The following is a 25,152-nucleotide window of genomic DNA, read 5'->3' as shown; positions in this document are numbered from 1 at the left end:
CTTGGGATTGCGAGATGAGGGCTACTCGGGATCAAGAAGCGGCGTGTTTGAGGAGTTGGTGAGTGACGAACCATTCCTTGCCTGAGGAGAAGCCGAAGAGTTCGGCGACGGCCAGGAAGAACATTCGCCAGCGATGAAACCAGCGTTCTGCTTCATGAGGGCCGTAGGCGGTTTTGAGGATTTCCATGGCTTGAGGGCGGTTTTGGTCGAGCTGGACGAGCCAGGCTTCCGACGTTCGTTGATAGTGTTTTCCCGACCAATCCCATCGATTTGACACGACGAGGTCGCGGTTGAATGTCGACAGTAAGTCGGCGCTGGGCATGATACCGCCGGTGAAGAAGTATCGTCCCATCCAGTTGGCGGAGCCCTCGACTTCAAAGGGGTAAGCGAGTGTGCGATGGCAGAAGTGGTGAACGAAGAGTTGGCCGGAGGGTTTCAGCCAGCCTGCAATCTTGCGGAGGACGAGTTCGAAATTGCGCAGGTGCTCGAACATTTCGACTGAGACGACGCGATCAAACTGTTCGTCGGTGACGAACTTATTGATGTCGGCGGTGATCACTCGCAGGTTTGACAGAGAGCGTGCTTTGATCTGCTGTTCGATGTAAAGACGCTGTGGAGTTGAGTTCGAAAGAGCCAGGATCTGCGAGGACGGATAAGACTCGGCCATCCACAGTGATAACGATCCCCATCCGCATCCCAGCTCCAGAATCGATTGGCCGTCACTGAGTTCTGCGTGGCTGCAGGTTTGTTGAAGGGCTCGAATCTCGGCTTCTTCGAGCGTTGACTGAGGGGAGTCGAAAAGGCAGCAGCTGTATTTTCGGCGTGGTCCTAAGACCAGTTCAAAGAATGCGGCAGGGAGTTCATAGTGTTGCTCGTTGGCTTTCTCTGGGGAAACGGCGATTTGTTCTGATGTCAGTGATTCCAGAAACTTTGATGTGGCGGGCAGTTTTCCAAAGTGTTCGGGGGTCTGTAAGTGCTGGGCGCAGAGTCGTCGGATCGCGAAGCGTGTCATCAGATCGGGGACGAGACCTCGTTCAACGAGATTGATACCTTGCTGGAGCAGATCAGGCATGGGTGCTGAACTCCTGACTGAGCTGTGAATTCAAGCCCACTGGTGACGATTTTTCCATCGAATGATTTGTCTGCCGGTGTGATGCTGCTGAGTGTTTCGAGACATTTAAAGGATCACGACGACATTTGGGTTTATCGAACTGAACCTGCACGACTCCTACGCAGCGTTCTTCGAAGGCGGCTTCACAGTAGCAGAAATAGTAACGCCAGAGTCGGATGAATTTTTCCGAGTAACCGAGTTGGCGGATGGTGTCGAGACGTTGTTCGAAGGCGGTTCTCCAGCGACGCAGGGTTTCTGCATAGTGAGGCGCAAAGTCCTCAGCGTGGACGAATCGCAAGTCGGTCGCGCGGCCAGCCGACTCGAGCATGGCGGCGACTGAGGGGAGGCATCCGCCTGGAAAGACATAACGTTGAATGAAATCGACGGAGTTCAGGTAGTTTCGATAGCCGCGCTCGGGCATGACGATCGCCTGCAGAACCATCGTCCCGTCTGGTCGGAGCAATTGACTGCAGCGGGAAAAATACTGATCGAGGTGCTTGTACCCGACGGCTTCGATCATCTCGATGGAGACCAGTTTATCGAACTGGCCGGTCAGATCACGATAATCTGTCTGCAGCAGTTTGATGCGGTCCTGCTTGCCGGACGCCTCGATTCTTTCGCGGGCGATTTCATGTTGTTGTGATGAGATGGTTGTCGTTGTTACTTTGCACTTGTAATTCTCGACCGCATGGAGTGCAAAGCCGCCCCAGCCGGTTCCGATTTCCACGAGATGATCGTTGTCGGAGACTTCGATCTTGCGACAAACGCGATCGAATTTCTCTTTGGAGGCATCGGTCATGGAGGCATCAGGAGTCGGGAAAATGCCGGAGGAGTATGCCAGAGTGGGGTCGAGCCAGAGTCGATAAAAGTCATTGCCGACATCGTAATGGGCGCTGATATTCTGGCGACTGCCGGTGCGGGTGTTATCGTGCAGCCAGTGGTAAATGCGGTGACTGAAGTTCGTCACGTTCATCACGCTGCGTGTCAGGAACGATGGCTTTGAATGGCTTCTGACGAAGATTCGAAAGAACGAGGTCAGGTCATCGCAGTCCCAGTCGCCGTGGATGTATGCGTGCGCGACGGAAAGAGAGCCTCCCAGAACGGCCTGTCTGAAGAAGCGTGGTCGATGGATATTCAAGGTGGTCTTCAGATCGGATGATTGGCCGAAGACGAACTTCTCGCCGGCATCGTGCAATTCAATCTGGCCACTTTGGGTTGAACTCAAGCGGTTCACGACGAGCTTTCGGAAGAAGCTGTCGAGAATGTTTCGTGTCGACTTTCGAGTGGGTGTGCTCTCAGCCACTGTCATTTGCTTACCTTTTCTTGAGCAATTCGCCCGGGAAGTGAGTTGGTTTTGTCTTGTGAGGCATCATCGTGCGGGGCAGTTGCGTTGTGTGCTGGGGGATGATTAAAGAGGGGGGCTCCCTTTCTCCACAGTCGGAACGCCTGCCAGTAAATGCCCGCGTAGATTTGAGCTGTCATGAAGGGGTAACGGACCAATGCCGATGCGAGCGACCGCCCTGTGATCTCATGACGATGCAATAACAGAGTGGCATCAAAGGTGGGTTTTGCGTCGGACAGATCGGCTGGCAGGTTCTTGATGTGAACGGCGAGGCGGGGGCCTGGTTTCGTGATGGAGAAGCGGTAGTTGTAGTCCATGCTCAGAAATGGTGAGACGTGCATTTGCTTGGAGGTCAGCGCCTCGAAATGCTGGCCGCTTTGTTGGTCTCGGACGTCGAGGACGTAGAGATGGCGTTCTCCCCAGGGCGTGTTGGTGACTTCAGCGACGACGAATGTCACGTTACCAGCCAGGTCATAGCAGTAGAACAGGCTGATCGGGTTCATGACGAAACCGGCATAGCGGAGGCTGGTCAGCAGGCGTATCGGGCCCGTCGGTCGTGTGCCTGAACGCTCTTGAATGATGTCTCGAACGGACTCTGCGAGATCCTGATCAACGGGGCCGAAATGATCGGATCGACGGAACCAGGCGATCGCGGGCGATGCAGCTGACCAAAGCCATCGTTTCCGGAAGAGGGTTGGCAGCTCTTCCAGGTCCAGATACATGAGGAAGAGTCGTTGTCGAAACTCGTGGCGGATCGGCGTGTCACGTCGATGGCGGACGGTTCCTTCGTAGATGCAGGACGCGAGTGTCATCGACGATTCCCCCCGACGGGCGAGGACGTGGTGGTGAAGGAATCATGGATCGTGTCGACGGTGGGCCGAGACTGAATCGCGTTGACGACGGCCATGGCGCTGACGACGCCGTCTTCGTGAAAGCCGTTGCGCCAGTACGCGCCGCAGAATGAGGTGCGATTTGTGTTGAGCAGTTCCGGGTGTCGGGCCTGAGCGGTGCTGCGTCGTCGTGTGAAAACGGGATGATGATATTCGAACTTGCCGAGTATCTTGGCAGGGTCAATCGACGATTCTGCATTGAGGGTGACGCAGAAGGTGTTTTTCGACTTGAGCCCCTGGAGAATGTTCATGTTGTACGTCACGGTGGCGGGCGCATTCTGATCGCCGGTGACGGAGTAGTTCCAACTCGCCCAGGCGCGACGACGCTTGGGCAGCAAGGTGATATCGGTGTGAAGCACGGCGATATTGCGGCTGTAGGGGAACTCGCTGAGGATCTCACGTTCGGTGGCGGTTGCATCATCGCCCAGGATTTTTAATGCCTGATCGCTGTGACATGCGAAGATGACATGGTCGAAGGATTCGGGGGGCTTGCCGTGGACGGTGACTTCGACGTGCTCTGCGTTTCGTCGAACATTCGTCACTGGGGCGTTCAAGCGGATGGAGTCACGAAAAGACGACGTCAACGCCCGGACGTATGTTTGAGACCCGCCCTGGATGACTCTCCAGACTGGTCGATTCGATAAATTCAGCAGGCGATGATTGCGATAGAACTCGATGACAAAGCGAATCGGGAAGTCTGCGAAGGTCCCCGTGGGGCATGACCAGATCGCTGCCCCCATCGGTAAAAGATGCCAGCGAGAAAAAGCTTCGGAATAGTTGCCTTTTTTGAGGAACTCGCCGACGGTCATGGTGTCGAGTTGGCTCACATCATTTTGAGAGCATTCCCGATAGAAACGGAGAATGTCCATCAGCATACGGTAGAAGCTGGGACGCAGGAGATTTCGACGTTGAGCAAATAGCGATGTCAGCGACTGTCCGGCGTATTCCAATCCGCTGGCGCGGTCGTGGACACTGAATCCCATTTGTGTGGGAAGCGAAGCGACGCCCAGTTCGTCGAGCAGGCTGATGAAATTCGGATACGTGTGCTCGTTGTAGACGATGAAGCCGGTGTCGATCGCGTGGACTTCGCCATCGAGTTCAATTGGAACCGTGTTTGTATGCCCGCCCGCGTAGCTGCCGGCTTCGAACACGACGATGTCGTGAGATTTGTTCAGACGATAGGCTGCAACGAGACCCGAGATGCCCGATCCAATGATGGCAATGCGTGAGCGATCCCGTCCTCCTGGGTCAATTTGTGACTGTGCGTGTGATGTCAGTTCAGGTGTCGTGAAAAGGTCCATCTGACCGTCTTGTGGCTACGAAACGTCGGTTCCCACCAGAGGAATTCCTGTCGAAAAGTACTGATTTGGCATTATAGAAAGCCGTCAACTCCTGAGCTCGAATTGGCAGCAGATCCGGCGTATTGGAAGCATGTGTTAAATGCCGGACTTCTTCCGGAATCAGTTGTGTTGAGTCCGTCAGGGTTGTCATCATGCCTAAGATAGCTTATCGCGGCATATGAACAGAACAGAAGAAATTAAGGGCTCCAATGAATTATCTGATTCAATTTCTCGCAGTGTCACTTTTCGTTTTTGTCGCGGACTTCGTCTGGCTGGGAGTTGTGATGAAGGATTTCTACCAACACGAGCTGGGGCCGATTATGAGGAACAATGAGCAAGGCTTTGCGCCGAGGATTCTCCCGGCTGTGTTTGTCTATATTCTCATCCCGCTGGGAATCATGTTGTTCGTCGGTCCGAAGGCGCCGGATAAGTCGCTTGCTACTGCTGCGATCTGGGGTGCCCTGTTTGGGATGATTGTCTATGGAATTTACGATTTGTCGAATCTGGCGGTTTTAGATAAATGGACGTTGCGAACCACCATCGCTGACATTCTCTGGGGGACGTCTTTGTGCAGCGCGACAGCCGTCTGCCTGAAGCTTGTGGAGAGGGTCACGAATTGATTTTTGCGTCGTGAAGAATTTGAATGGAGATCGGTGTTGAAAGGCTGAGTTTGCTGTCGGGGAACTTCGATATGGGGCTGGTGATTTCGACTGCGTGAGCGGCCTGGCTAGATCCCTTCGCCCCCTTTGGAGACTTGTTTCGAGTCGATCGTGATCGTGAGGCTGTCGGTTCCTTTTTCGGGGATTTTGATCTCGGCTGTCGCGTAGCCGACGACGTTGTAGGATGGGCCGCGGGATGGTTCTGCGCTACCGGGGTCGACGGGGTTGGCCTGTTCTTTGAGGAAGGCGATTTTTGCCAGTTGAGGGCCGGGCATGGGTCCGTCTTCGCGAGAGATGGAGAATTTTCCGTCTTGGACTCTCGCGCCGGCTTGAGGTCGTTCTTTGACTTCCTGACCTGGACGGGAGACGAACATGATGTCTGCCAGAAGTACGGGACTGCCGTCCTGAATCACTTCACCTGCCACCGGGACGCGGGTGAAACTGCTATTTCCGCAGCCGTTCAACAGAGTCGCGAGGAACATGGTAGCGACGAACGCACGCATAGACGGGCTTTCCGAATGAGAGAAGAAAATCGATTAAAACTCACCCACGACCGATCCGGCGTTCATGTTTCCCAGCCGGGCGTAGGTCACGCCGTCGATATTTTCTGAAATGAATCGAACTGCGCCGTCCCCGAGGACGAACTGGACCCCGCCTGCATGGATCGAGGAGAAGCCAGTGCGAGTCCAGACTGAGTTGGAAGCAAACTGTCGGTTTGGTGGATGGACGTCCGAGCAAGTTCCGTAAGGGGTTGTCAACGGGAGGTTGCTGGTGTCAGTGAAATCACCGGACGCTGAGTTGGCAGGCGTGAGGTAAAGAATCGAGCATCGTGAGTCGTACATGACCCCGCCGCTGCCTCGATATTCATAGGCCCGTTCGCCGACCATGAATGTCGAGGAGAGACCGTCGGTCACATCTTTGAAGTTCACGCGTCCGTTGACTTTGAACATTCCGTTGGATGCACCGTGATTTCCCATTTGCAGGCTGATCGATGAGAGATTCAATCCTGCGCGGTTGACGACGACATAGTTATTGGGTGCCATCTCGAGGTAATTGGAGCCATTGGAGGCGGACAGGACGCGTCGGATCGACATGGTATCTGGAGGAGAATCGGAGGGGCACAAGAACATGGCGACTTTGGTCTGCGCGACTTTCAAGGCATTGGGATCATCGAGGGCCTGGGCGCCGGTGCGTGAGCCGATGCCCAGTGCGTCGTAAGCATTGCCCAGTTCCATGAAGGGGGCGATCAAACCTGACCAGGCCCATTCTGCGCGGCTCGACAGGGCGCCGTTCGGGCCGCTCATGGACACCCCTGCATCTGTGCGGAAGCGGCTGTACGAGGCGATGTTGCCCGGGGGAAGGGTGTTGTAAGTATCGTGATAGTTGTGGAGCGCGATGCCGATCTGCTTGAGATTGTTTTTGCAGGTGCTGCGACGAGCTGCTTCTCGGGCCTGCTGGACGGCTGGGAGAAGGATGGCGACTAACGTCGCGATAATGGCGATGACGACCAGTAACTCAATCAATGTGAAGCCCGACGTTTTCGAGACTCGCAGAGGCGTTTGGCCGTACATGCACGTTTCTCCTGGATCGTGGTCAGATAAGGATGGGATAAGAAGAGATCGGGTTCGAGGCAGAAATGCCTGCCGGAAGTACCGTTGAGAGGAGTCAAAATGAGATTGCGTGAACAGACGTGATCGACATAGTAGTCCGAATGAAAGCAGAATTGGACACAGAATATTGTCTGTTGATTAAAATGAGAGACATTTTTTGATGCGATGCGAGCTGCGGGCTTGTCTGCAGACGCAAGTCTCAATAGCGAAGGTATTTAGCGTTGATGGAAGGCCTGGGAGAAAAAGTGACGCTATCAATACATCACTTGCCAGCATTCTCCACATGCCCCATTTTTTTTCTTTCGCTCAGGCAGCCAGATAATGGGTCGGGTCAGCTAGTTTTTGTCGTCGACGCGGTTCATTCTCAGCGGATCAATTTGCTTCCTTCAATAAGCGATCTACCAACTCCTCAATTTTTTTATCCCCCGTTGCGCCGTCCCAGTTTAGTTCACCCTGCCACCACATGCGGATGTAGCCGTTTTTGTCGATCACGTAGACTGTCGGCCACATGGTGTTACCCCAGGCGTTCCAGTTTTTGTTTTCCAGGTCCATGATGACAGGAAATGAGAAGCCTTCTCGTTTCGCTGCTGCTGTGACTTTCTGGGGGTCACGTTCTGAAGATGTCTCAGGGGTTTGAATGCCGATCACTTCGACGCCTCTGTTTCTGAGGGTTTCGCTCCAGCGTTTATAGTGATTGAAGTTGGCGACGCAGTTGTGGCATTGAAAGGCGTAGAAATGGATCAGCACCACTTTGCCGCGCAGCTTTTCGAGTTCGACATTACCCCCGCCGTAATCATAACGTGAGGTAATCAGTTCTGGAGCCAGGGGGTAGATTCGCTCCATGGTTGTCAGTTCGATTTTCTGCCCCAGGATGTCTTTGAGTGTCTGCAGTTGAGCATTCGACATCATGTCCTGCACCAGCTTGGTCTCGTTCGAGCGGGCTTTCTGGACGGCCTTTTGTTTTGCTTCGTCGGGTTTGCGAGTGTCGATCTCGGCTGCCAGACGATCTGTTTCTGCAAACAGCGCGTTGAGGCGTCGATTCTGTTTCTCGTCGAACTGCAGACGTCTGGCGATCTCTGGACGAGCCAGGACGCGGATTCCCTGTGACTGGTATTCGATCTGGTGCAGGCGTCTGATCGCTGTCTGGCCGAGAACCTGTTGAATGTGAGAATCGAGTTTTTTCTCGAGATCTGCGACCAGCTTTCTGCGTGGTTCGAGGTCCATCAGGCGCGAAGGCCACCACTGGGCATCAAGCTCGCGCAAGCCTGTTTCGAAGGCTGCTCGGTTGGTGTCATTGACGCCTAACTCTTTTTGGACTTCGACAGTATGAACCAGGCCCAGGAGGGTCTGCGAGACCTTCATATTGTCGGGGCTGACTGGTTCGTAGGCTGTGAGATCAGCGCTGAAGCCGTGGTTCGCGACGATCATGAAGACCACGATGCTTAGTAGAAATCGACCCGTCATATTTGTTTTCCTTCAATCGATCGAATTTTGAAACGCCTGAAAGTTCCTTTAGTCCACCGAGTCGGGTCGTTGCTTCAATTCTGCGGTCATCCGTTCCCGCGAGACGACCGGTAGCTCGAGCATCATATCGCTGGTGACTTCGTCTCCCAGTTTCTCAAAGTTCTGATGCAGTTCCACCATTTGACGTTGAAATCGCCGACAGGAGACGCAGAGCATGGTATGAATCGCCAGGTCGAGTCGCTTTAGCCGTGTTAATTTAGCGTCAAATGACTGGGATATCGCCTGGGTGGCTTCGCGGCAAATCATTGGTCCTGCTCCTGACTGTGGGGATCTTCCTGAAACCAGTTCTTCGACAAACACCACCACATCCGCACACGGGCCCGATGCAGCATTACCCAGAGGTTGGACGATGTGATCTGCATTTCCTGGCAGACCTGCTCGGCGGCGACGTTATCGAGATATCGCAGCACAAACACATCGTGGAGACGTGGGGGCAACTTGCTCAGACAATCGCGAGTTGTCATCCAGAAGGCTTCCCGGTCGAGGGTTTCGACGGAGTCTCGGTTCCAGCGCCCCGGGCGAGTTTTCCATTCGCCGCGGCGGTCGAACAAATCGGTGACGAACTGGTCGGTCTGGGGTTGTGAGGTTACCTGCTCGCGGATGCGGCGTCGGAGGAAATCAATCACCTTGCGTTTGAGGATCGCTGTCAGCCAGGTGCGTTCGGATGACTCATGGTTGAACTCTGCACGGTTTTTCCACGCAGCCAGCAGCGAATCCTGCACCAGGTCTTCGGCAGACTCGGCGTGGCGGACACGAATGAATGCGAAACTATAGAGATAATCTCCATGTCGCTCGAACCAGGTGACCGGGCTCGCGACATCGGAAACGGAGTTCTCCACCGTCACCTCGATGTTGGTCATGATTGCTCGAAAGGTGTGACTGCGAGATCTTAGACGTCTCGCGAGTACGGATCTTACACTCAACAATCTGTAAAAATCAGGAATCTTTCAGAACATCTGCTTAGCGCCCGAGAGATTTGTCGGCAAACGTTTTTGAAAAAGGCAGGATGGGGCTGTAAGGGGGACGCCTGAATGTCGTCTAATCGGAAAACAGACACGGCTTGACGGACTGCTGCGTGAATTCCGTCTCGTGTTGAATTTCTGGTCCACACATTGTCTGCACCTCACATTGAAAGAAAAATCCATGACCGAGATCAATGCCACAACGAAGCCCGCTCCTCGTGTATCGAAGCCGTTTGTGTTTGCGATGCTTCTGATTGCGTTAGCTGCGTTTACGACGACCGCCCTGGCTGCAGAAAAGCCCGGTGTCGGGGACAGCGCGAAGGATTTTGAACTGATGGGGCTGGATGGGAAAAAGGTGATGCTCTCGGAGCAGGTGAAAATGGGCCCGGTCGTTCTCGTCGTCCTGCGGGGTTATCCTGGCTATCAGTGTCCGCTTTGTACCCGGCAGGTCGGTGAATTGATTTCGAAATCAGCTGACTTCAAAAAAGCGGGTGCTCGAGTTCTGATGGTGTATCCTGGCCCCTCGGAGAAGCTGAAAGAGCATGCGATGGAATTCGTGAACGGAAAAGAATTCCCGGAGAATTTCAGCGTTCTGATGGATCCCGATTACAAGTTCACCAACAGCTACAACCTTCGCTGGAAGGGATCAGGAGAAACCGCTTATCCTTCGACGTTCGTGATCGACTCCAAAAACATGATTCAATATGCGAAGGTCAGCATGACCCATGGCGACCGTGCTCCGGTTGGGGATGTTTTGAAGGCGCTGGCTAAGTAGTCTTGTTGCTTGTTCGAATTCTTTGAGACGTTGCACGCGGGAGGGTGAGGCTTTGTCCGAGCTGTTGTCCTGCGTTGCAGCGTTTTGCAGGTTGGTGGATATTGAGCGGGGTGGGAGAAAACGAAAGTAGTCGAGGCCTTCATCGTCTTGTCCGTGGCGGGAGTTTCGCAATGCAAAGAAGCGGCTCACACGGAGGTTCGCCCTCCCGGCCGCTTATCGCATAACGAGATGTGACTCGCGCTTAGACTCCTCCGCTGAGACTGTCAGCCATCGCTCACGCAGATCAGCGGGCGGGGTGTTCCATTTTGCCGATGACGGTGATGCCGTCTTCGGTGATGGTGAAGCCTCGTTGTTGGTCGAGGTGGGGGTCGTAGCCGATTTTCATGCCTTCGGGGATTTGGACGCCTTTGTCGATGATGGCGCGTCGGATCTGGGCGAAGCGGCCGACGTTGACGCCTTCGAAGAGGATGGAGCGTTCGACCTTGGCCCAGCTGTTGATGCGGACGTTGGGGCCGAGGATGGAGTTTTGGACGCGTCCTCCGGAGACGATGGTTCCGGGGCAGACGATGCTGTCGAGTGCCATGCCGACGCGGGGCTGGTCGGCGTTTTCCTGGGCGAAGACGAATTTGGGCGGGGGGAGCATCGGGGTGTAATTGCGGATCGGCCAGGACTGGTCGTAGAGGTTCAGCTGGGGGTGGACGGAGATGAGGTCCATGTTGGCTTCGTAGTAGGAATCGAGCGTGCCGACGTCCCGCCAGTATTTTGTGTTGCCGGTGTTTTTGTCCTTGAAGGGAAAGGCGCGGGCGTGATGGTGCTGCATCATGTAGGGGATGATGTTCTTGCCGAAGTCGTGATCGCTGTCGGGGAGGGTGGCATCGCGGCAGAGGAGTTCGAACAACAGGTTTGACTTGAAGACGTAGACTCCCATGGAGGCTAGGCACTGGGTCGGGTCGCCGGGCATGTGTTTGGGGTTACGCGGCTTTTCCTGGAATTCGACGATGCGCTGGTCTTTGTCGATCGACATGACGCCGAAGGAGCGTCCCTCTTCGAGGCTGACGGGGAGGCAGGCGACGGTGACGTCGGCATTGTGGGCGACGTGATCTTCGATCAGTTCGGAGTAGTCCATCTTGTAGATGTGATCGCCGGCGAGAATCAGGATGTTGTCGGCGTTGCATTGTTCGATGGTGTAGATGTTCTGGTAGACGGCATCGGCGGTCCCCTGGTACCAGTTTTCATCGAGGCGCTGTTGAGGGGGGAGGATGTCGACGTATTCGTCGAGTTCGCGGTTGAGGAAACGCCAGCCGTGGTTGATGTGGCGGTTGAGGCTGGCGGCTTTGTATTGGGAGAGGACGAGAATGCGACGCAGGCCGCTGTTGAGGCAGTTGGATAACGCGAAGTCGATGATGCGATACGTGCCGCCGATGGGGACAGCGGGTTTGGCGCGATCGCGGGTCAAAGGTTCGAGGCGAGTTCCTTTGCCACCAGCAAGAATGAGGGCCAGATCGCGTCGCATGGAGATCCTTCTGTCTGAAAACTGCATTGAACCATTGGAAAGGTCGGCTGTTGCAGGCAGCCATTTTAGACAGACATTCCATCAAGTAGACAGGGTGAATTTCATCTTTCCTGTTCGTCACTCTACGGACGAACAGCAGAAATTGCGTAGATTCTCCATTGTCGGCAGGCAGGATCAATTTCTGATGAAAATCGCCCGGATCGAGAGCAGTTCTTTCGCCGGGATGCAGGCGTATCGTATGCTAATCATGTTGGCGATTACTGCATTCCATCGTTTTACGGGCAGGTTTGTTTCATGGCGTCGGATCGTCTGATCCTCTTTCCTACAGTTGGTACGTTGTCGCCGGATGGAAAATTCTATCTGCTGGATGTTCACGGCTGGATCTACGACCCGACGCGGCAGACCAAGCTGGGACGAGCTGTCATTTCTGTGTTGCGTCAGAAACTGAATCTGATCGACGAAGGTTCTGTGACCGAGTTGTTCCGTGCTCGTTCGGGCTTTTTTGCTGTCTATCCCGGAAAGCGAAAGGCGATGCTGCTGAAGGTCGGGACCTTCTATCAGGTCAGCTCGAAAGCGAATCGACTGGGGCAGTTCAAAGACATTCTCAAGATTCCGCGTGAGATCGTGGATGGGCAGCTGGATGGTCGGGATTCGGGGGTCGTCCGCATCGAGGCCTCGCTGCATACGCTTGATCATATCGAGCAGGAGAAACTGCCGACGACGACGGGTGAGTGCTTCATCCTGAAAGACTCCGGCATGTCGCTGGTGACGGATATCGACGACACGATCAAGCATTCGATTGTTCGTAACAAGCAGGAGTTGCTGATCAACTCGTTTTTGAATCCGTTCCGTGAGATTGAGGGGATGTCGGCGCTTTACCGCGATCTCTCGTCTGCGATCACGTCATTTCATTATGTCTCTGCATCGCCTTGGCAGATGTTTGCGCCTTTGGCTGAGTTTCTTGCGACGGAAGGATTTCCGGTTGGCAGTATTCACTTGCGGAAGTTTGGGCTGAAGGATGTGACGTTTCTGAAGAAGTTCTCGCCGTCGTATAAGCAGAAGCGAAAAATCATTGACGCGCTGATCGTTCGCTTTCCTCATCGTCGATTCATCATGATTGGGGACTCGGGCGAACATGATTCGGAGATGTATGCCAGTCTTTGCGTGAAATATAAAACGCGAATTTCCAAGGTCTTCATTCGCAACGTGGCGGGCGCGGATAACTCGCTGAGGCGTTTTCAGAAGGCGTTTGCGGGGGTCCCGGAGAGTGTCTGGGGGACGTTCGATGATGCGGATCAGCTCCGTGAGCGTCTGGTGGACTATTTAGAACCTTTGCCATCTGGAACTGCTGGACAGACCGTGCCATTTACGTCTGCGACCGGCTGATTGGGCGTCTGCTTGCCACCCTCTATGGGCGAAATTGTAAAGTTGGCCACAACGGCTGGTGGGGCTGATCGATCTAGGCATGAAGTACCTGCTGTGGTACGTTTCGCCCACTGACTTTGCTCATTTATCACGATGTTTTCCCGAGATTTAGGGGCTCAAATGCCTGCCAGTCAATTCCAGACGTGCCGCCAGATTGGGTTTCGTCCCTGGGTGTGGGCCTGTCTATGGATGTGTGGCACGCTGTGCTATCTGCTCATCGCATCGACGGCTGTCGCTCAAGGTCCTCGCCTGGGGGGGATTGAGCCGATGTCTCACGACTACCGAAGTTCGATGCATGATGTATCGGCGACTGAGACTTCTTACCTGTCGCAGGGGGACCAGCCGCCGCTGGTGAGTTCACCGACGATTGTTGATCGTGGGTATGCTTCGAGCCGGACTCCTGTGAACGAGTATGATTCCTCGCAAATCTGGGAATCTCATGCAACGTCATCGCCGGACGCGGTTTTTCCGCAAGAGTGGGGCTGGACTCTGCTGCCGAGCGAGTTGCTGTTTCAGAGCTTTCAAGGGGGCCCGCGCGAGCCTCGGATGGCTTCGCAGATCGTCAATATTTCAGGTCAAGGCTGGGTCTGGGAACTGGAAGCTGGTGCTCGGGTCGGTCTCGTGCGATTTGGTACTCCTGATCAAGCGACGCCTCCTGGTGCTCGTCCTCAAGGTTGGCAGATTGATCTGGAAGGGGCTGCGTTTCCACGTTTGAATTTTGGAAATGAAGTGGAACTGGATGCTGTCGACTTCAAGGTCGGTGTTCCTATTACGTATTCAACCGGGAACTGGCAGTTCGAGTTTACCTGGTATCATATCAGCTCGCACGTTGGGGATGAGTTCCTGCTTCGTTATCCGACTTTTGATCGTCTGGATTACCTGCGAGACTCGTTTACATTTGCAGCGGGTTATTTTGTGACCCCGGATCTGCGTCTTTATGGGGAAGTGGATTACGCTTACAACACCAATGGCGGATCTGAGCCTTGGCACATTCAGTTCGGGTTTGATTACCTTCCAGTTGTCGTCAGTCAGAGCATTGTTCCGACTCCGTTTCTGGCGGTGAACGGATCATTGCGTGAGGAAGTCAATTTCAGCGGTGGCGTGAATGTGTTTGCGGGGCTGATGTGGGAGAATCCTCACTCGCATCACCGCTTCCGAACCGGGCTGCAGTATTACAATGGTAAGTCGTTCCAGTACTCGTTCTATGATACGTTTGAAGAGATTCTTGGTTTTGGGATGTGGTACGACTTTTAAGAGTCGTTTGAGGGAAGACTGGAACGCAGAGGGAACGGAGTTGAGCAGAGGACGCAGGGGAAGAGGGTTTTGCTTAGGAGGCTTGCGTTGTTGAGTGCTTCCGCCTCAGCTAACCCAGGATTTCATCCTGGGCTGACTGATGACGGCCCTTCAGGCCTGTGAATAAGAACGTGAGATTGGGAGTCGATTTGTCGAACAGGTGTTGCAACGCGGGACAGCGGCTCGGGCGGAGCCTCGCTCTCCCGAAGAGGGGCTATGGTTTGAGGCCGGCGAATTGTTGGCCGGTGGGGGTCAGGGTGAGTTCGTGGTCATTGACTCGTTTGATGAGTTTGTTGTCGAGCAGGTATTTCAAGCCACGGGTGAAGTGTGGCAGTTGGTGGCCGGTGGCGAGGAAGGTTTTTCGCAGGGTGTCGATGGTGACGAAGTTGCTTTCGCCGAGTTTCTTTTCGAGGTAAGGGCGGATGATTTCCCGGGCGAGGGATTCGTCGGACAGGGAATCTGGTGAGGTGGGAGAAGTCATAGGAAAGTTGTGATCGTGTCGATGTGAAGACGGTGTGGTTTGCTTTATGATTGATGATCATATTGACGTCAAATGCACACGTAAACTGATTGCGCTATGTCTGAAGCTGCGTTGGGAAAAGTCTATCTGGTGGGTGCGGGTCCTGGTGATCCGCGGTTGATCACTTATCGTGGCATGCAGTGCCTGATGGTGGCGGATCTGGTGCTCTACGATGGGCTGGTCAATCCGCTGGTGTTGCGCTGGACGAAGGGGGTCGTTGAGAAGACGGCTCGGATCAAGCGGCCGGGTGAGACGACAGTTCATCAGGAAGAGATTAATCGTCGGTTGATTGAAGAAGCGAAGGCTGGCAAGACGGTGGTGCGACTGAAGGGGGGCGATCCGTTCATCTTTGGGCGTGGAGGCGAGGAAGCGGAGGCGCTGGCGCGGGCGGGGATTGCGTTTGAAGTCGTGCCGGGGATCACGTCTGCGACAGCGGCTGCGGAGTATGCGGGGATTTCGCTGACGCATCGGGAGATGGCCTCTCAGTTGATGTTCATTACGGGGCATGAGGATCCGACGAAAACGACCCGCAGTATTGATGATCAATTGCTGGCGAACTTCGAGGGGACGATTGTCGTTTATATGGGGCTGCATCGGTTTGGGGATCTCGTGAAGAGATTGATCGATGCGGGGAAGGCTGCGACGACGCCGGTGGCGGTGATCAGTCGGGCGAGCCAGCCATTGCAGAGGACGGTTGAAGGGACGCTGGGGACGATCGTGAAGCAGGTGGAGGAGGCGAAGCTGCCGCCGCCGTCGTTGACGATCATTGGGGAGTGTGTCGCGAAGAGAAAGGTAATTGACTGGTTTGAGACGAAGCCTTTGTTTGGGCTGAATGTGGGGGTGACACGTTCGCTACATCAGGTTGAGCCGCAGATTGAGCAGTTGCTGGATCTGGGGGCGAATCCTGTGTTGATGCCGTTGATTGAGATCAAGCCTCCGGAGGATTGGTCTGGTGTGGATGCGGCTCTGGCGCACCTGGGGGATGTGGACTGGCTGGTGTTTACGAGTGCCAATGGTGTGGAGGCGGTGGTCAATCGGCTGTGGGAGATGGGGCTGGATCTGCGTGCGTTGTGGGATGTGCAGATTGCCTGCATCGGGGCATCGACGGCGGAGGCGCTCGCGAGGTATCACCTGAGGGCGGATATCGTGCCCGATGAGTATTCTTCGGAAGGGCTGGTGAAGGAGCTGCTGGAGAAGACGGCAGAGGGGGATATTGTATTGTGGGCGCGGGCGAATCGTGGGCGCGAGGTGTTGACGACTCAGCTGCGAGATGCGGGGCGGGATGTGTATGAGATCGTCGTCTATGAGCATGTCGATGCTGAGTCGATGAGTGACGAAGCGACCAAGCTGCTGGAAGCGGAGCAGTTGCACTGGGTCGGTTTGAGCAGCCCGGCGATTGCGCGTCGTTATGCGGAGCTGGTGAAAACTTCGCAGCGAATGTGGCCGAAGATTGCTGCGATCAGCGAGATCACGGCGGGAGCAGCGCGGGAAGCGGGATTGGTTGTAGATGTCGTTGCTCAGACAGCGACATGGGAATCGATGTTCGCTGCGATTCAGCGGGCCCATTCAAAGCCGTCTGATTGACCTGCTGCTGGCTGGACGCTGGTTTGTGGTGGCATGGATGCTGGGGGCTGGTTTTGCTGCCATGGTTGGGTTGCGGCTGCGTCTTGCGAGAGGAGGTCGAACTGGGCGACGCCTGCTCCGCCTTCGGCTGTGCGAACTGGGTTTGTGTCTTGTTGGCCGTGGCTGATGACGTGTTGTTTGGTTTTGGGGTTTTGGGGATCGGAGAGGTCGTATTCCCAGGCGAGTTGTTGCTGCTGATAGAGGCCGTCGTTCAGGTTGTCGCGTGAGAGTCGTGATGGGACGGGTGGGAATGAGCTGCCGCGTGGGTGGAGGGCGACGACCTGGCATTCTCCGATGTTTGGAATGGCCCAGAGTGAGTTGTCGGTGAAGTCCGGATTGACTTCGAGGGTTGCCAGTTTGATGGTCATGCCTTGCTTGGCGTTTGGGATGCGGAGCTCGTATTGGACGGGCATGACGATGCCTTCGACGTCCGTTTTGCGGTAATCGCTGATGCGGGCGGAGACGAGCCAGGTGCCACGGGGGTCGTAAAGATCGTGTCCTGTGACGACGCCTTTCTGGAGGTCGACGGTCGTCACCTTCTTCATGTAGACGCCGTTGTTGTTGACCATTTCGATCAATTTGACGTTGTTGGGGTCGGCTGAGTTGCGTTCGAGTTTCAGGTTGGTTGCGTCGTAGGGGGTGAGGCCGACGATCTGCAGCAGCCAGTCGGGAGAGAAGGGAAGACCGCTTTCGAGAATCATCTGCGGGACTTCTTCGTGGCTGACGGTGATGATCCGTTTTTGTTCGTCGCGTTTTTCCCATGACCAGACGCCGACGGGGTTGGAGCCGGCCTGGAATTCGTGCTGGCCGAGAGGGTTAGCGACGACGAGGCGGGCGTTCTTGGGTTCTTCGACAGCGATCATGGCCTTGAGAGAGACGGGGATGCCGGAGATGTGGACGCTGGCATCAGTCGAGCGCCAGCCTTTGACCTGGTAGCAGGGGCGGTTGAGGTGTTCGACGATTTCGGGAAGTTCCGCCTCGGGGCTGAGGGCCTGCTGTTGGCCGCGGAGGAAGCTGGAGTTGCTGGTGAGCGCGGAGCGGGTCCATTCGCAGCCGGTCAGCGTCGCCATGGTGGCGATGATCATAACGCCCAGGTACCGGCGAGTGGCGATCACGAAGCAGCTCGATGTGAGGCGTGTTTCGTTTTTCATGAGGTCGCTCATTTTCTCGTGTGATCTCATACAGTTACTCGACGGCGTGAACGGAAAATTCATCGGACTCAATGAGTTGCTGCTGGAGGGCAGCGATCTCTTCGTCGGGCAGTTGGAAATTGCGGACATCGAATGGACCTTCGCCGAGGGAGCCTTCGACCTGGAGGATTTCGTGGTCTTCTTCGCGACGGGCATCGATCAGGATCAGTCGGTGTTTCTTGAGCAGCAGAAGCGACAGGACGTAAGCCATCTTCTGCTGGACGACGTTGGGGTTTTCGCAGAGCTGGGTGAACGAATCGAAGCAGGATTCGACATCAAGTTGCGTCGGAGATTTGCGAGTTGCTTCGGGGATCACGGTGACCCAGGAGCCGATGATGTCAGGGGGGAGATCTCCCTGGAAGGAGTCGGCGAAATCGAGTCGGACGACTTCTCCGTTGCGTTCGACGAGGACCGAGCGGCAGCGTGTGCCGGGCTTCAGGGGTTCTCCTGAGCCGGCGCAGTTCTTGCCGATCGATCGGATCGCGTATTCCATGGTGGAGATGTTGCCCTTGAAATCCGTTTCGTGGGGGTGTGGCGCGGTAAACTTCGCAGAGATCCCTCATCCGGCCTCGAAGACTCGGCCACCTTCTCCCCGGGGGAGAAGGGACAGGAGAGAGGGAATTCTGCGAGGGCGCGGCGGGATGGTAGCGGGGGTTGGGAATTGACACAAGATCAAGGTGGGCAGTGACAAGCGCGTGTTCAGGGGCCGGCTTTGAAGAAGCGGCCGGACATGCCGCCTTCGGCGACGATGTCGATGCGGACGGGTCTGGCGCATCGGGGACAGTGACCGGCGAAGGCTTTACCATCGTGGGTTTTGTAGATGCGGGTGTAGACCTTGCAGCAGGTCATGAGAAGTCCGAGAAAGGGTTTCAAGTGAGGGTTTGTCAGGTTGGTCATATTGAACTCCATTTTCAGTCATATGTTATTATCGGTTGATGGGTTGCGCGAGTTGTGAAAACCTGGCGAGTTAGGCAAAGTTGGCGTTGAAAATGGTTCGCACAGGTGTGAAGATCGCGGTTTCAGGATGTGCTCACTAGACAGTATTTCGCCGAGAGAAGACTCATGAAGGTCGAAACCAGCGTTGCCATGGAACCCGTTCTTTTTGCACCGATTATTCAATCTCGACGCTGGGGCGGGGATCGCTTAGCGACGAGGCTCGGAAAGCAACTTCCTGCTGCCAATGATGTTTATGGCGAGAGCTGGGAAATTGTGGATCGTCATGATCAGCAGTCAAAAATTGCATTCGGTCCGACAGCCGGGCTGACGATCCGCGAGTTGATTCAGTCCAATGCTGAACAGATCTACGGCGGGGATGCTTCTGCTGATAAGCAGTTTCCGTTTTTGATCAAGTTTCTGGATTGCCAGCAGGATCTATCGGTTCAAGTCCACCCCAATGACGAGCAGGCCAAGGTTTATCACCCGAGTGAGACGGGGAAGACGGAATGCTGGTTCGTGCTCGATGCGGAGCCGGGAAGTGTTGTTTATGTCGGGTTTCAGCCTGGAACGACGGCTGATCAGATTCGAGCCGCGGTCAGTGAAAATCGGCTGGCGGAACTGCTGAAAGCTTATCCTGCCAAGAAAGGGGATGGGTTTTACATTCCTGCGGGGACTGTCCATGCGATCGGACAGGGGCTGGTGATTGCGGAGATTCAGCAGCCGAGTGATTTGACGTTTCGGCTGTATGACTGGGGTTGTGTGGATCAGAATGGCCAGCCACGTCAGTTGCACGTCGAGGACGCGCTGGCTGTGATGACTTTGGATGAGAGTTTTGATCCACGTGCTGCTCGTCAGGAAGATCGTGATGCGGCCAGTGAGCCGGTGCAGACAATTGTGTCGCCTTATTTTCAGGTAGACATTTACGAGTTCAGCGAAGGGACACTGCAGCTTTCGCATGAGGAATGCCTGGTGTTGATGGTGCTCGAGGGGGCGGGCGTGATGCAGTCGGGTGAGTTCAGTCGGGAGGTGGAACTGGGGCAGACGTGGTTGTTGCCTGCGTGTAATGGGAGTTTTGTGTTGGAGGCGGGTTTGGGGGTGAAGGTTGCGGTGGTGAGGGAGCCGTAGCGGAAGTGGTGATTGGGGGCACAATTGGTGCGGTTCGAAGACTCACCGGCACCCTACTTTGGGAGTGTGGGCTTGATTCAATTCGCAGAGATCCCTCATCCGTCGGCGAAGCGCCGCCACCTTCTCCCCGGGGGAGAAGGGACAGGGAGGAGGGGGTGCTCGGTGATTCGGCTTCCTTCGTTGGGGTGGGGTTGCTAAGGTACGCTGGAAAAGTCGGGCTGCTTGTGAGCCTGCGAATCGCCCTCCCCCGATCATGGATGATCGTTCCGCGATGACGACTACGACGCCAGAGACGGACAGTAAGCAGCTCGATGCAGAGGCGACGGACGCCACGTTGTCGTTGGTCTATGTCTGCGTCATTGCGTTTTTGTCCGGGCTTGGATTGCTGATGGTTTACTCGGCCAGTCTGACGACGCGGACTGGGCAAGTGGATGAGACGTTCATTCTCAAGCAGATCACGTTTTTGATTGCGGGTGTCGTGGTGGCGATGATCTGTGCGAAGATGCCGGTCATTGTCTGGAAGCGGGCAGCCCCTGCTCTGTTTGTTGCGAGCGTTGTGTTGATACTGCTGGTGTTGATACCGCCGTTTGGCGCTTCCGTGAATGGGGCACGTCGGTGGTTTCGCTTTGGGGGAGTGTCGTTTCAGCCTTCGGAGTTGCTCAAGATTACGTTGCCGATGGCGCTGTGCTGGTTGTTGGGGAAAGTGCCGGAAGCCAGGTGGGGGGAGTGGAAGAGTCTATTGTCATGGAAATCGTCGGCCGTTGTGGTGGGTGGGACGATTGGTCTGCCGATGATGTTGATTGCGATGGAGCCGGACCTGGGGACGGCGCTCTTCGTGGCGACGGGGGGCGTGATTGCTTTGATCGTCTGGGGGTGGAGTGTCCGGTTGTTTCTGTTTGGCGGGCTGGCGATGCTGCCTCTGGTGGGTCTGGGGTTGATTTTGAAGCCTTATCAGATGAAGCGGATTACCGGGTTCTTTGATGCGATTCAGGATATCTCGAACGCGCCTTATCAGTTGAAGCAGTCGTTGATCACGCTGGGCTCGGGTGGGTTGTGGGGTGTCGGGCTGGGGCGTGGGACACAGAAGCTGAGCTTTCTGCCGGAAGCGAATAACGACTTTGTCTTTGCAGTCATTGGGGAAGAACTGGGGCTGCTGGTGACGTTGTGTATTCCCATTTTATGGGTGATTTTCTTTGTGACCGGGCTGTCGATGCTGCAGCGGGCGAAAGAGGATCGATTTGCGTTTGTATTGGGATTTACGCTGTTGTGTCAGATTGTGTTGCAGGCGTTGATCAATACGGCGGTTGTGACGGCGCTCGTGCCGCCGAAGGGGATTTCGCATCCGTTGTTGAGCTACGGGGGGAGTAATCTTGTTGTGACGCTGATGGCGTGCGGGTTGATTTATGGATGTGGCCGGGCCATGGAACGCAACGAGCCAGTTCATGTCGTCGATGACGAAGAGCTTACGGAGCGGTTGGCGGCATGAGTGAGCTACCGCGAGTATTGATGACTGGTGGAGGAACTGGTGGGCATTTGATGCCGGCGCTCGCGGTCGCGGAACGCGCGATGCGGGAGCGAGTGTTTTCTGCGACAATCGTGCAGTCGGGACGGGCGATCGAGAAGGCAATTCTTGACTCACATCATGTCTTGCAGAGGGAGTGTCCGCCGTGGAACTTTGAGCTGAGTGGTGGGCTGCCGGGATTGTGGCTGGGGTGGAAGGATGCGATGGCGTCGGCGAACACGCTTCTGAAGGAGACGAAGCCGAGTTGTGTTGTCGGGCTGGGCGGGAGTGCGAGCCTGCCGTTTGTGTATGCTGCTTCACAGATGGCGATACCGACGGTGTTGCTGGAGCAGAATGTGATTCCGGGGTGGGCGAATCAGATTCTGTGGCGGATGGTGAGTCGGGTGTGTGTGTCGTTTGATGAGACGGCGTCTTACTTTCGGCATCATGCGAAGTGTGTCGTGACGGGGAATCCGTTGCGGCAGGAGATTTCGGATCTGTCACTGTTCCCGACGCATCGCGAAGCTGGGCTCAAGACGCTGCTCGTGCTGGGGGGAAGTCAGGGAGCTCAGCATGTGAATGAAGCGATGGAAGCGGCGCTGGGGTTGCTCAAGTTGACGGGTAGCGGGAGTGAGCCGAAGTGGCGGCTGCATCATCAGGTCGGGCATCAGAAGAGCGAGATGATTCCACGGTTGACGAGTGTTTGCGAAGCGGCTGGGATGGTGCCCAATGTGGTGACGTATATTGACGATATGGCGGCTGCATATCGAGAGGGGAGTCTGGTGGTGACGCGAGCGGGGGCGACGACGCTCGCCGAGCTATCCTGTCTGGGACTGCCTGCGATCATCATTCCGATTCCGGGGAGTCGGCGGAATCATCAGGTGATCAATGCCCGTCACTTCGAGAAATCGGGGGCGGCGTTTGTGGTCGAGCAGCAGAGGACGCCTGCGTTGACGGCGGTCAATCTGGCGCGGCAGATGGAGCGGTTGTTGGGGAATGAGATTCTGCGAGGAACGATGTCGACACGAATGAAATCGTTGAGTCACTGCACGGCGAGTCACAATGTGCTGGGGGTGATTCGATCGGTGCTGGGGTGATCGGGGAGATTCGTGGCGATCACAGGTAATCGCAAAGCTAGAGTGATGCAACGCAAAGACGCGGCTCGGACGGAGCCTCGCCCTCCCGTTGTCGAATGGATTTGACGTTGTTCGTCGATTGGGGTAACGTCGAGGAATGAGTTCATCTACCACCGAGTCACAGGTCAGCGAAACGACTGCTTCAGACGCTGAAAAGCAACCCAAGCCCAAAGGATGGTTTCGACGAGCCATCCTGCTGCGAATCAAGATTTTCGCGGTGTTCTTTGTGTTTTACACGCTGTCGATCGGGCCGATGTTCTGGACGTGGTATCAGAGTAAGTATCTGAGTGGCAGCCCGTGGGTGGCGTTGTTTTATGAGCCGTTGTTGTTGCTGACGACGATTCCGTGGTTTCGGGATTTGATCAACTGGTGGGTGGACTGGTGGATTTTGTAGGGTGGGGGGGCAGTACACAGTGCAAAGTGTAGGCAAGAGCGGAGTGTGAGTAGAGGCTGTTTGCGTACTCATAGTGGTGTTGGCGGTAGGGCGCACAAGGGACAGGGGGTTTACACCCCCCGCTCGCCTTTTCGGAGTTAGGCGCTGGTCAGGAAGTGGCAGATGTCGCCGTCTTTCATGATGTAGGTTTTGCCTTCGACGCGGAGTTTGCCGGCTTCGCGGATGGCTTTTTCGGTTTTGTAGGTCTTCAGGTCTTCGAGGGAGTAGACTTCGACGCGGATGAAGGCTTTTTCGAAGTCGGTATGGATGACGCCGGCGGCTTGAGGGGCAGTGGCGCCGACGGGGATGGTCCAGGCGCGGACTTCTTTTTCGCCAGCGGTGAAGTAGCTGTGATAGCCGAGGGCTTTGTAGGCGGCGCGGGCGACGACGGCGAGGGCGGGTTCTTCCAGGCCCATCATCGAGAGCATCTCAGCTCGTTCGTCCGGGTTTTCGACGACGGAGAGTTCGGATTCGATGGCGGCACAAACCGGGACGACGTTGCATCCGTTGGCGGCGGCGTGGTCGCGGACTTTCTGGACGAGGGGGCCGGTGCCGTTGACGTCGTTGTCATCGACGTTGGCCAGGAAGAGGACGGTCTTGGCGGTCAGGAACTGGAAGCCCTGGACGATCTTCTGATCTTCGGGGTCCGGGAAGGAGAGCGTACGGATTGGCTTGCCGGCGTCGAGGCATTCAAAGCATTGTTCGAGGATGGTGAAGCGTTTCTTGGCTTCGGCGTTGCCGGTGCGGGCGGCGCGTTCGGCTTTGGATTTCGATTGTTCGACGGACTGGAGGTCGGCGAGCATCAGTTCGGTATCGATGGTTTCGATATCGCGGATCGGGTCGACGCCGCCATCGACGTGGATGATGTCGTTGTTTTCAAAGCAGCGGACGACGTGGAGGATCGTGTCGACTTCGCGGATGTGAGTCAGGAACTTGTTGCCGAGGCCTTCTCCTTCGGAAGCACCGCGGACGATGCCGGCGATGTCGACGAGCTTGAGGACGGCTGGGATGACTTTTTGTGGCGGGATGTATTTGGTGATTTCGTGCAATCGCGCATCGGGAACTTCGACAATCCCGACGTTCGGCTCGATGGTGCAGAACGGATAGTTTTCGCTGGCGATCCCGGCTGCGGTCAGCGCGTTGAAGAGAGTGGACTTACCGACGTTGGGCAGACCGACGATACCTGCTTCCATGGCTTTGTAACTACTTTCCTGAGAACGTATTCCTGAGAATCGTATCGATTAACGCAAAAGGCCCCCGGCGACTCGCCGGGGGCTAAATATAAGGGGTTTGACGGGAAATCGCCAGTTTTACTGCTGCTTGCCTTTGGTCAATTCCATGAAGGCGGTTTCGAGGTTGACGTCTTCTTCGCGGAATTGTTTGACCTGGAAGCCGGCTTCGATGAGGGCGCTGTTGAGGACGGAGTAATCGCAGAGGCGGTCTTTCAGGGTCGCGACGATCGTGTCGGAACGCATTTCGACGTTGGAGACGAGGTCGTGCTGTTCGAGGAGCTGGGCGGCTTGTTCGTGTCGATCTTTGACTCGGATGAAGAGGAGGATGGCCTGACGGGCCTTCTGCATGACCTCTTCAACATAACCATCGACGATCAGGATGCCCTTTTCGATCATGCCGACGCGAGTACAGACATCGGCCAGTTCGGGGAGAATGTGGCTGGAGACGATGACGGTTTTGTTGAGCTGGCCGAGGCGTTTGAGGAGGTTCCGCATTTCGATGCGGGCACGTGGGTCGAGGCCGCTGGCGGGTTCGTCGAGGAGCAGGACCTGAGGTTCGTGGAGGAGCGTGCGAGCGAGTCCGACGCGCTGTGTCTGGCCGCGGGAGAGCTGGCTGACCATGGCATCGCGTTTGAAGGACATGTCGACCAGTTCGAGTTTCTCTTCGCAGACTTTGCGACGGGCCGGGTAGTTGATGCGGTAAGTCGAGGCGAAGAATTCCAGGTATTCGATGACGGTCATGTCGTCGTAGACGCCGAAGAAGTCGGGCATATAACCGACGAGGCGACGAATTTCCTGAGGGTTGGTGTAGATCGACTGGCCGCAGACATAGGCTTCGCCGTAATCGGGCGCCAGCAAGGTCGCGATCATGCGCATGGTCGTTGTTTTGCCGGAGCCATTCGGGCCGATGAAGCCGAAGACATCTCCCTCAGAAAGCTTGAGCGAGATTTCGTTGGCTGCAATCAACGAGCCGTACATCTTGGTGAGTTTGATCGTTTCGATCACGGGATCA

General features: G+C 55.6%; 26 protein-coding genes. 10 read left to right on the top strand and 16 right to left on the bottom strand.

What is annotated here, in order from left to right; genetic code table 11:
* Positions 1-31: 31 nt before the first annotated feature.
* From SH248x_RS07530 to SH248x_RS07515, 4 genes are read right to left on the bottom strand one after another with little or no spacing between them, the layout of a single operon-like run.
* On the bottom strand, positions 32-1,072 hold the full coding sequence (locus SH248x_RS07530; protein WP_459557914.1) for an SAM-dependent methyltransferase: 1,041 nt from the start codon (positions 1,070-1,072) through the stop codon (positions 32-34).
* Complete coding sequence (locus tag SH248x_RS07525) at positions 1,065-2,420, bottom strand: class I SAM-dependent methyltransferase (RefSeq protein ID WP_459557913.1); 1,356 nt, start codon at positions 2,418-2,420, stop codon at positions 1,065-1,067. The genes SH248x_RS07530 and SH248x_RS07525 overlap by 8 nt, the downstream gene beginning before the upstream one ends.
* Positions 2,417-3,265 carry a DUF1365 domain-containing protein gene (locus SH248x_RS07520; RefSeq protein ID WP_459557912.1) on the bottom strand — a complete coding sequence of 283 codons (849 nt, stop codon included), beginning with the start codon at positions 3,263-3,265 and terminating at the stop codon, positions 2,417-2,419. The genes SH248x_RS07525 and SH248x_RS07520 overlap by 4 nt, the downstream gene beginning before the upstream one ends.
* A complete protein-coding gene (locus SH248x_RS07515; RefSeq protein WP_459557911.1) occupies positions 3,262-4,644 on the bottom strand; it encodes an NAD(P)/FAD-dependent oxidoreductase in 1,383 nt (460 codons plus the stop codon). Before SH248x_RS07515 ends, SH248x_RS07520 begins: the two co-directional genes overlap by 4 nt.
* 248 nt (positions 4,645-4,892) lie before the next feature.
* Here SH248x_RS07515 and SH248x_RS07510 point away from each other — a divergent pair, with 248 nt between their 5' ends.
* Positions 4,893-5,303, top strand: coding sequence for a DUF2177 family protein (locus SH248x_RS07510; RefSeq protein WP_459557910.1), 411 nt, complete (start codon positions 4,893-4,895; stop codon positions 5,301-5,303).
* A 107-nt stretch (positions 5,304-5,410) separates the two neighbouring features.
* On the opposite strand, the gene SH248x_RS07505 is transcribed toward SH248x_RS07510, so the two are convergent.
* From SH248x_RS07505 to SH248x_RS07485, 5 genes are all read right to left on the bottom strand, one after another.
* Positions 5,411-5,845, bottom strand: coding sequence for a putative periplasmic lipoprotein (locus tag SH248x_RS07505; RefSeq protein WP_459557909.1), 435 nt, complete (start codon positions 5,843-5,845; stop codon positions 5,411-5,413).
* Between the two features lie 33 nt (positions 5,846-5,878).
* Positions 5,879-6,913: a DUF1559 domain-containing protein gene (locus SH248x_RS07500; RefSeq protein ID WP_459557908.1), complete on the bottom strand. Its 1,035-nt coding sequence runs from the start codon at positions 6,911-6,913 to the stop codon at positions 5,879-5,881.
* 411 nt (positions 6,914-7,324) lie between these two features.
* Positions 7,325-8,416 carry a thioredoxin domain-containing protein gene (locus SH248x_RS07495; RefSeq protein WP_459557907.1) on the bottom strand — a complete coding sequence of 364 codons (1,092 nt, stop codon included), beginning with the start codon at positions 8,414-8,416 and terminating at the stop codon, positions 7,325-7,327.
* A gap of 48 nt (positions 8,417-8,464) precedes the next feature.
* Positions 8,465-8,722 carry an anti-sigma factor family protein gene (locus SH248x_RS07490; RefSeq protein WP_459557906.1) on the bottom strand — a complete coding sequence of 86 codons (258 nt, stop codon included), beginning with the start codon at positions 8,720-8,722 and terminating at the stop codon, positions 8,465-8,467.
* Positions 8,719-9,336 carry a sigma-70 family RNA polymerase sigma factor gene (locus SH248x_RS07485; RefSeq protein WP_459557905.1) on the bottom strand — a complete coding sequence of 206 codons (618 nt, stop codon included), beginning with the start codon at positions 9,334-9,336 and terminating at the stop codon, positions 8,719-8,721. The genes SH248x_RS07490 and SH248x_RS07485 overlap by 4 nt, the downstream gene beginning before the upstream one ends.
* Before the next feature lie 283 nt (positions 9,337-9,619).
* On the opposite strand from SH248x_RS07485, the gene SH248x_RS07480 reads away from it, so the two are divergent.
* Entirely contained in the window at positions 9,620-10,213 is a 594-nt protein-coding gene (locus tag SH248x_RS07480; protein ID WP_459557904.1) for a peroxiredoxin family protein, read from the top strand.
* A gap of 283 nt (positions 10,214-10,496) precedes the next feature.
* Here SH248x_RS07480 and glgC read toward each other — a convergent pair whose 3' ends face one another.
* Positions 10,497-11,726: a glucose-1-phosphate adenylyltransferase gene (gene glgC / locus SH248x_RS07475; RefSeq protein WP_459557903.1), complete on the bottom strand. Its 1,230-nt coding sequence runs from the start codon at positions 11,724-11,726 to the stop codon at positions 10,497-10,499.
* On the opposite strand from glgC, the gene SH248x_RS07470 reads away from it, so the two are divergent.
* From SH248x_RS07470 to SH248x_RS07460, 3 genes are all read left to right on the top strand, one after another.
* Positions 11,725-12,039, top strand: a complete 315-nt coding sequence (locus tag SH248x_RS07470) for a hypothetical protein (protein ID WP_459557902.1) — start codon at positions 11,725-11,727, stop codon at positions 12,037-12,039. The two genes, glgC and SH248x_RS07470, sit on opposite strands and share 2 nt — an antisense overlap.
* The gene (locus tag SH248x_RS07465; RefSeq protein WP_459557901.1) at positions 12,021-13,112 is read left to right on the top strand and encodes a phosphatase domain-containing protein; all 1,092 of its coding nucleotides are present in this window, start codon (positions 12,021-12,023) and stop codon (positions 13,110-13,112) included. Before SH248x_RS07470 ends, SH248x_RS07465 begins: the two co-directional genes overlap by 19 nt.
* Positions 13,113-13,271: 159 nt before the next feature.
* Positions 13,272-14,405: a DUF1207 domain-containing protein gene (locus SH248x_RS07460; protein WP_459557900.1), complete on the top strand. Its 1,134-nt coding sequence runs from the start codon at positions 13,272-13,274 to the stop codon at positions 14,403-14,405.
* A gap of 253 nt (positions 14,406-14,658) precedes the next feature.
* On the opposite strand, the gene SH248x_RS07455 is transcribed toward SH248x_RS07460, so the two are convergent.
* The gene (locus tag SH248x_RS07455) at positions 14,659-14,925 is read right to left on the bottom strand and encodes a hypothetical protein (RefSeq protein WP_459557899.1); all 267 of its coding nucleotides are present in this window, start codon (positions 14,923-14,925) and stop codon (positions 14,659-14,661) included.
* A 96-nt stretch (positions 14,926-15,021) separates the two neighbouring features.
* Between SH248x_RS07455 and cobA the strand changes: the two genes are divergently transcribed.
* On the top strand, positions 15,022-16,548 hold the full coding sequence (gene cobA / locus SH248x_RS07450; RefSeq protein WP_459557898.1) for a bifunctional uroporphyrinogen-III C-methyltransferase/uroporphyrinogen-III synthase: 1,527 nt from the start codon (positions 15,022-15,024) through the stop codon (positions 16,546-16,548).
* Here the strand turns inward: cobA and SH248x_RS07445 are convergent.
* The 3 genes from SH248x_RS07445 to SH248x_RS07435 all read right to left on the bottom strand — a co-directional run bounded on the left by SH248x_RS07445 (position 16,518) and on the right by SH248x_RS07435 (position 18,674).
* Complete coding sequence (locus SH248x_RS07445) at positions 16,518-17,738, bottom strand: hypothetical protein (protein ID WP_459557897.1); 1,221 nt, start codon at positions 17,736-17,738, stop codon at positions 16,518-16,520. The two genes, cobA and SH248x_RS07445, sit on opposite strands and share 31 nt — an antisense overlap.
* A 34-nt stretch (positions 17,739-17,772) precedes the next feature.
* Positions 17,773-18,270 (bottom strand): hypothetical protein, encoded by a 498-nt coding sequence (locus tag SH248x_RS07440; RefSeq protein WP_459557896.1) that lies wholly within the window; start codon positions 18,268-18,270, stop codon positions 17,773-17,775.
* A 206-nt stretch (positions 18,271-18,476) separates the two neighbouring features.
* Positions 18,477-18,674, bottom strand: coding sequence for a hypothetical protein (locus SH248x_RS07435; protein ID WP_459557895.1), 198 nt, complete (start codon positions 18,672-18,674; stop codon positions 18,477-18,479).
* A gap of 165 nt (positions 18,675-18,839) precedes the next feature.
* Between SH248x_RS07435 and SH248x_RS07430 the strand changes: the two genes are divergently transcribed.
* From SH248x_RS07430 to SH248x_RS07415, 4 genes are all read left to right on the top strand, one after another.
* Positions 18,840-19,838, top strand: a complete 999-nt coding sequence (locus tag SH248x_RS07430) for a class I mannose-6-phosphate isomerase (protein ID WP_459557894.1) — start codon at positions 18,840-18,842, stop codon at positions 19,836-19,838.
* 271 nt (positions 19,839-20,109) lie between these two features.
* Positions 20,110-21,324, top strand: a complete 1,215-nt coding sequence (locus SH248x_RS07425) for an FtsW/RodA/SpoVE family cell cycle protein (RefSeq protein WP_459557893.1) — start codon at positions 20,110-20,112, stop codon at positions 21,322-21,324.
* On the top strand, positions 21,321-22,436 hold the full coding sequence (locus SH248x_RS07420; RefSeq protein ID WP_459557892.1) for a UDP-N-acetylglucosamine--N-acetylmuramyl-(pentapeptide) pyrophosphoryl-undecaprenol N-acetylglucosamine transferase: 1,116 nt from the start codon (positions 21,321-21,323) through the stop codon (positions 22,434-22,436). Before SH248x_RS07425 ends, SH248x_RS07420 begins: the two co-directional genes overlap by 4 nt.
* Before the next feature lie 136 nt (positions 22,437-22,572).
* Positions 22,573-22,869: a hypothetical protein gene (locus SH248x_RS07415; protein WP_459557891.1), complete on the top strand. Its 297-nt coding sequence runs from the start codon at positions 22,573-22,575 to the stop codon at positions 22,867-22,869.
* 137 nt (positions 22,870-23,006) lie between these two features.
* Here SH248x_RS07415 and ychF read toward each other — a convergent pair whose 3' ends face one another.
* Both ychF and SH248x_RS07405 read right to left on the bottom strand, forming a co-directional pair.
* Positions 23,007-24,101 (bottom strand): redox-regulated ATPase YchF, encoded by a 1,095-nt coding sequence (gene ychF / locus SH248x_RS07410; protein WP_459557890.1) that lies wholly within the window; start codon positions 24,099-24,101, stop codon positions 23,007-23,009.
* Between the two features lie 117 nt (positions 24,102-24,218).
* Positions 24,219-25,145: an ABC transporter ATP-binding protein gene (locus tag SH248x_RS07405; protein ID WP_459557889.1), complete on the bottom strand. Its 927-nt coding sequence runs from the start codon at positions 25,143-25,145 to the stop codon at positions 24,219-24,221.
* Between the last annotated feature and the right edge of the window lie 7 nt (positions 25,146-25,152).

Origin of the sequence: Lacunimicrobium album, assembly GCF_052161635.1 — a bacterium.
Taxonomy (GTDB): domain Bacteria; phylum Planctomycetota; class Planctomycetia; order Planctomycetales; family Planctomycetaceae; genus SXPC01.
Note: the sequence above shows the minus strand (reverse complement) of the source record. Positions and strands in the feature narration are given on the sequence as shown.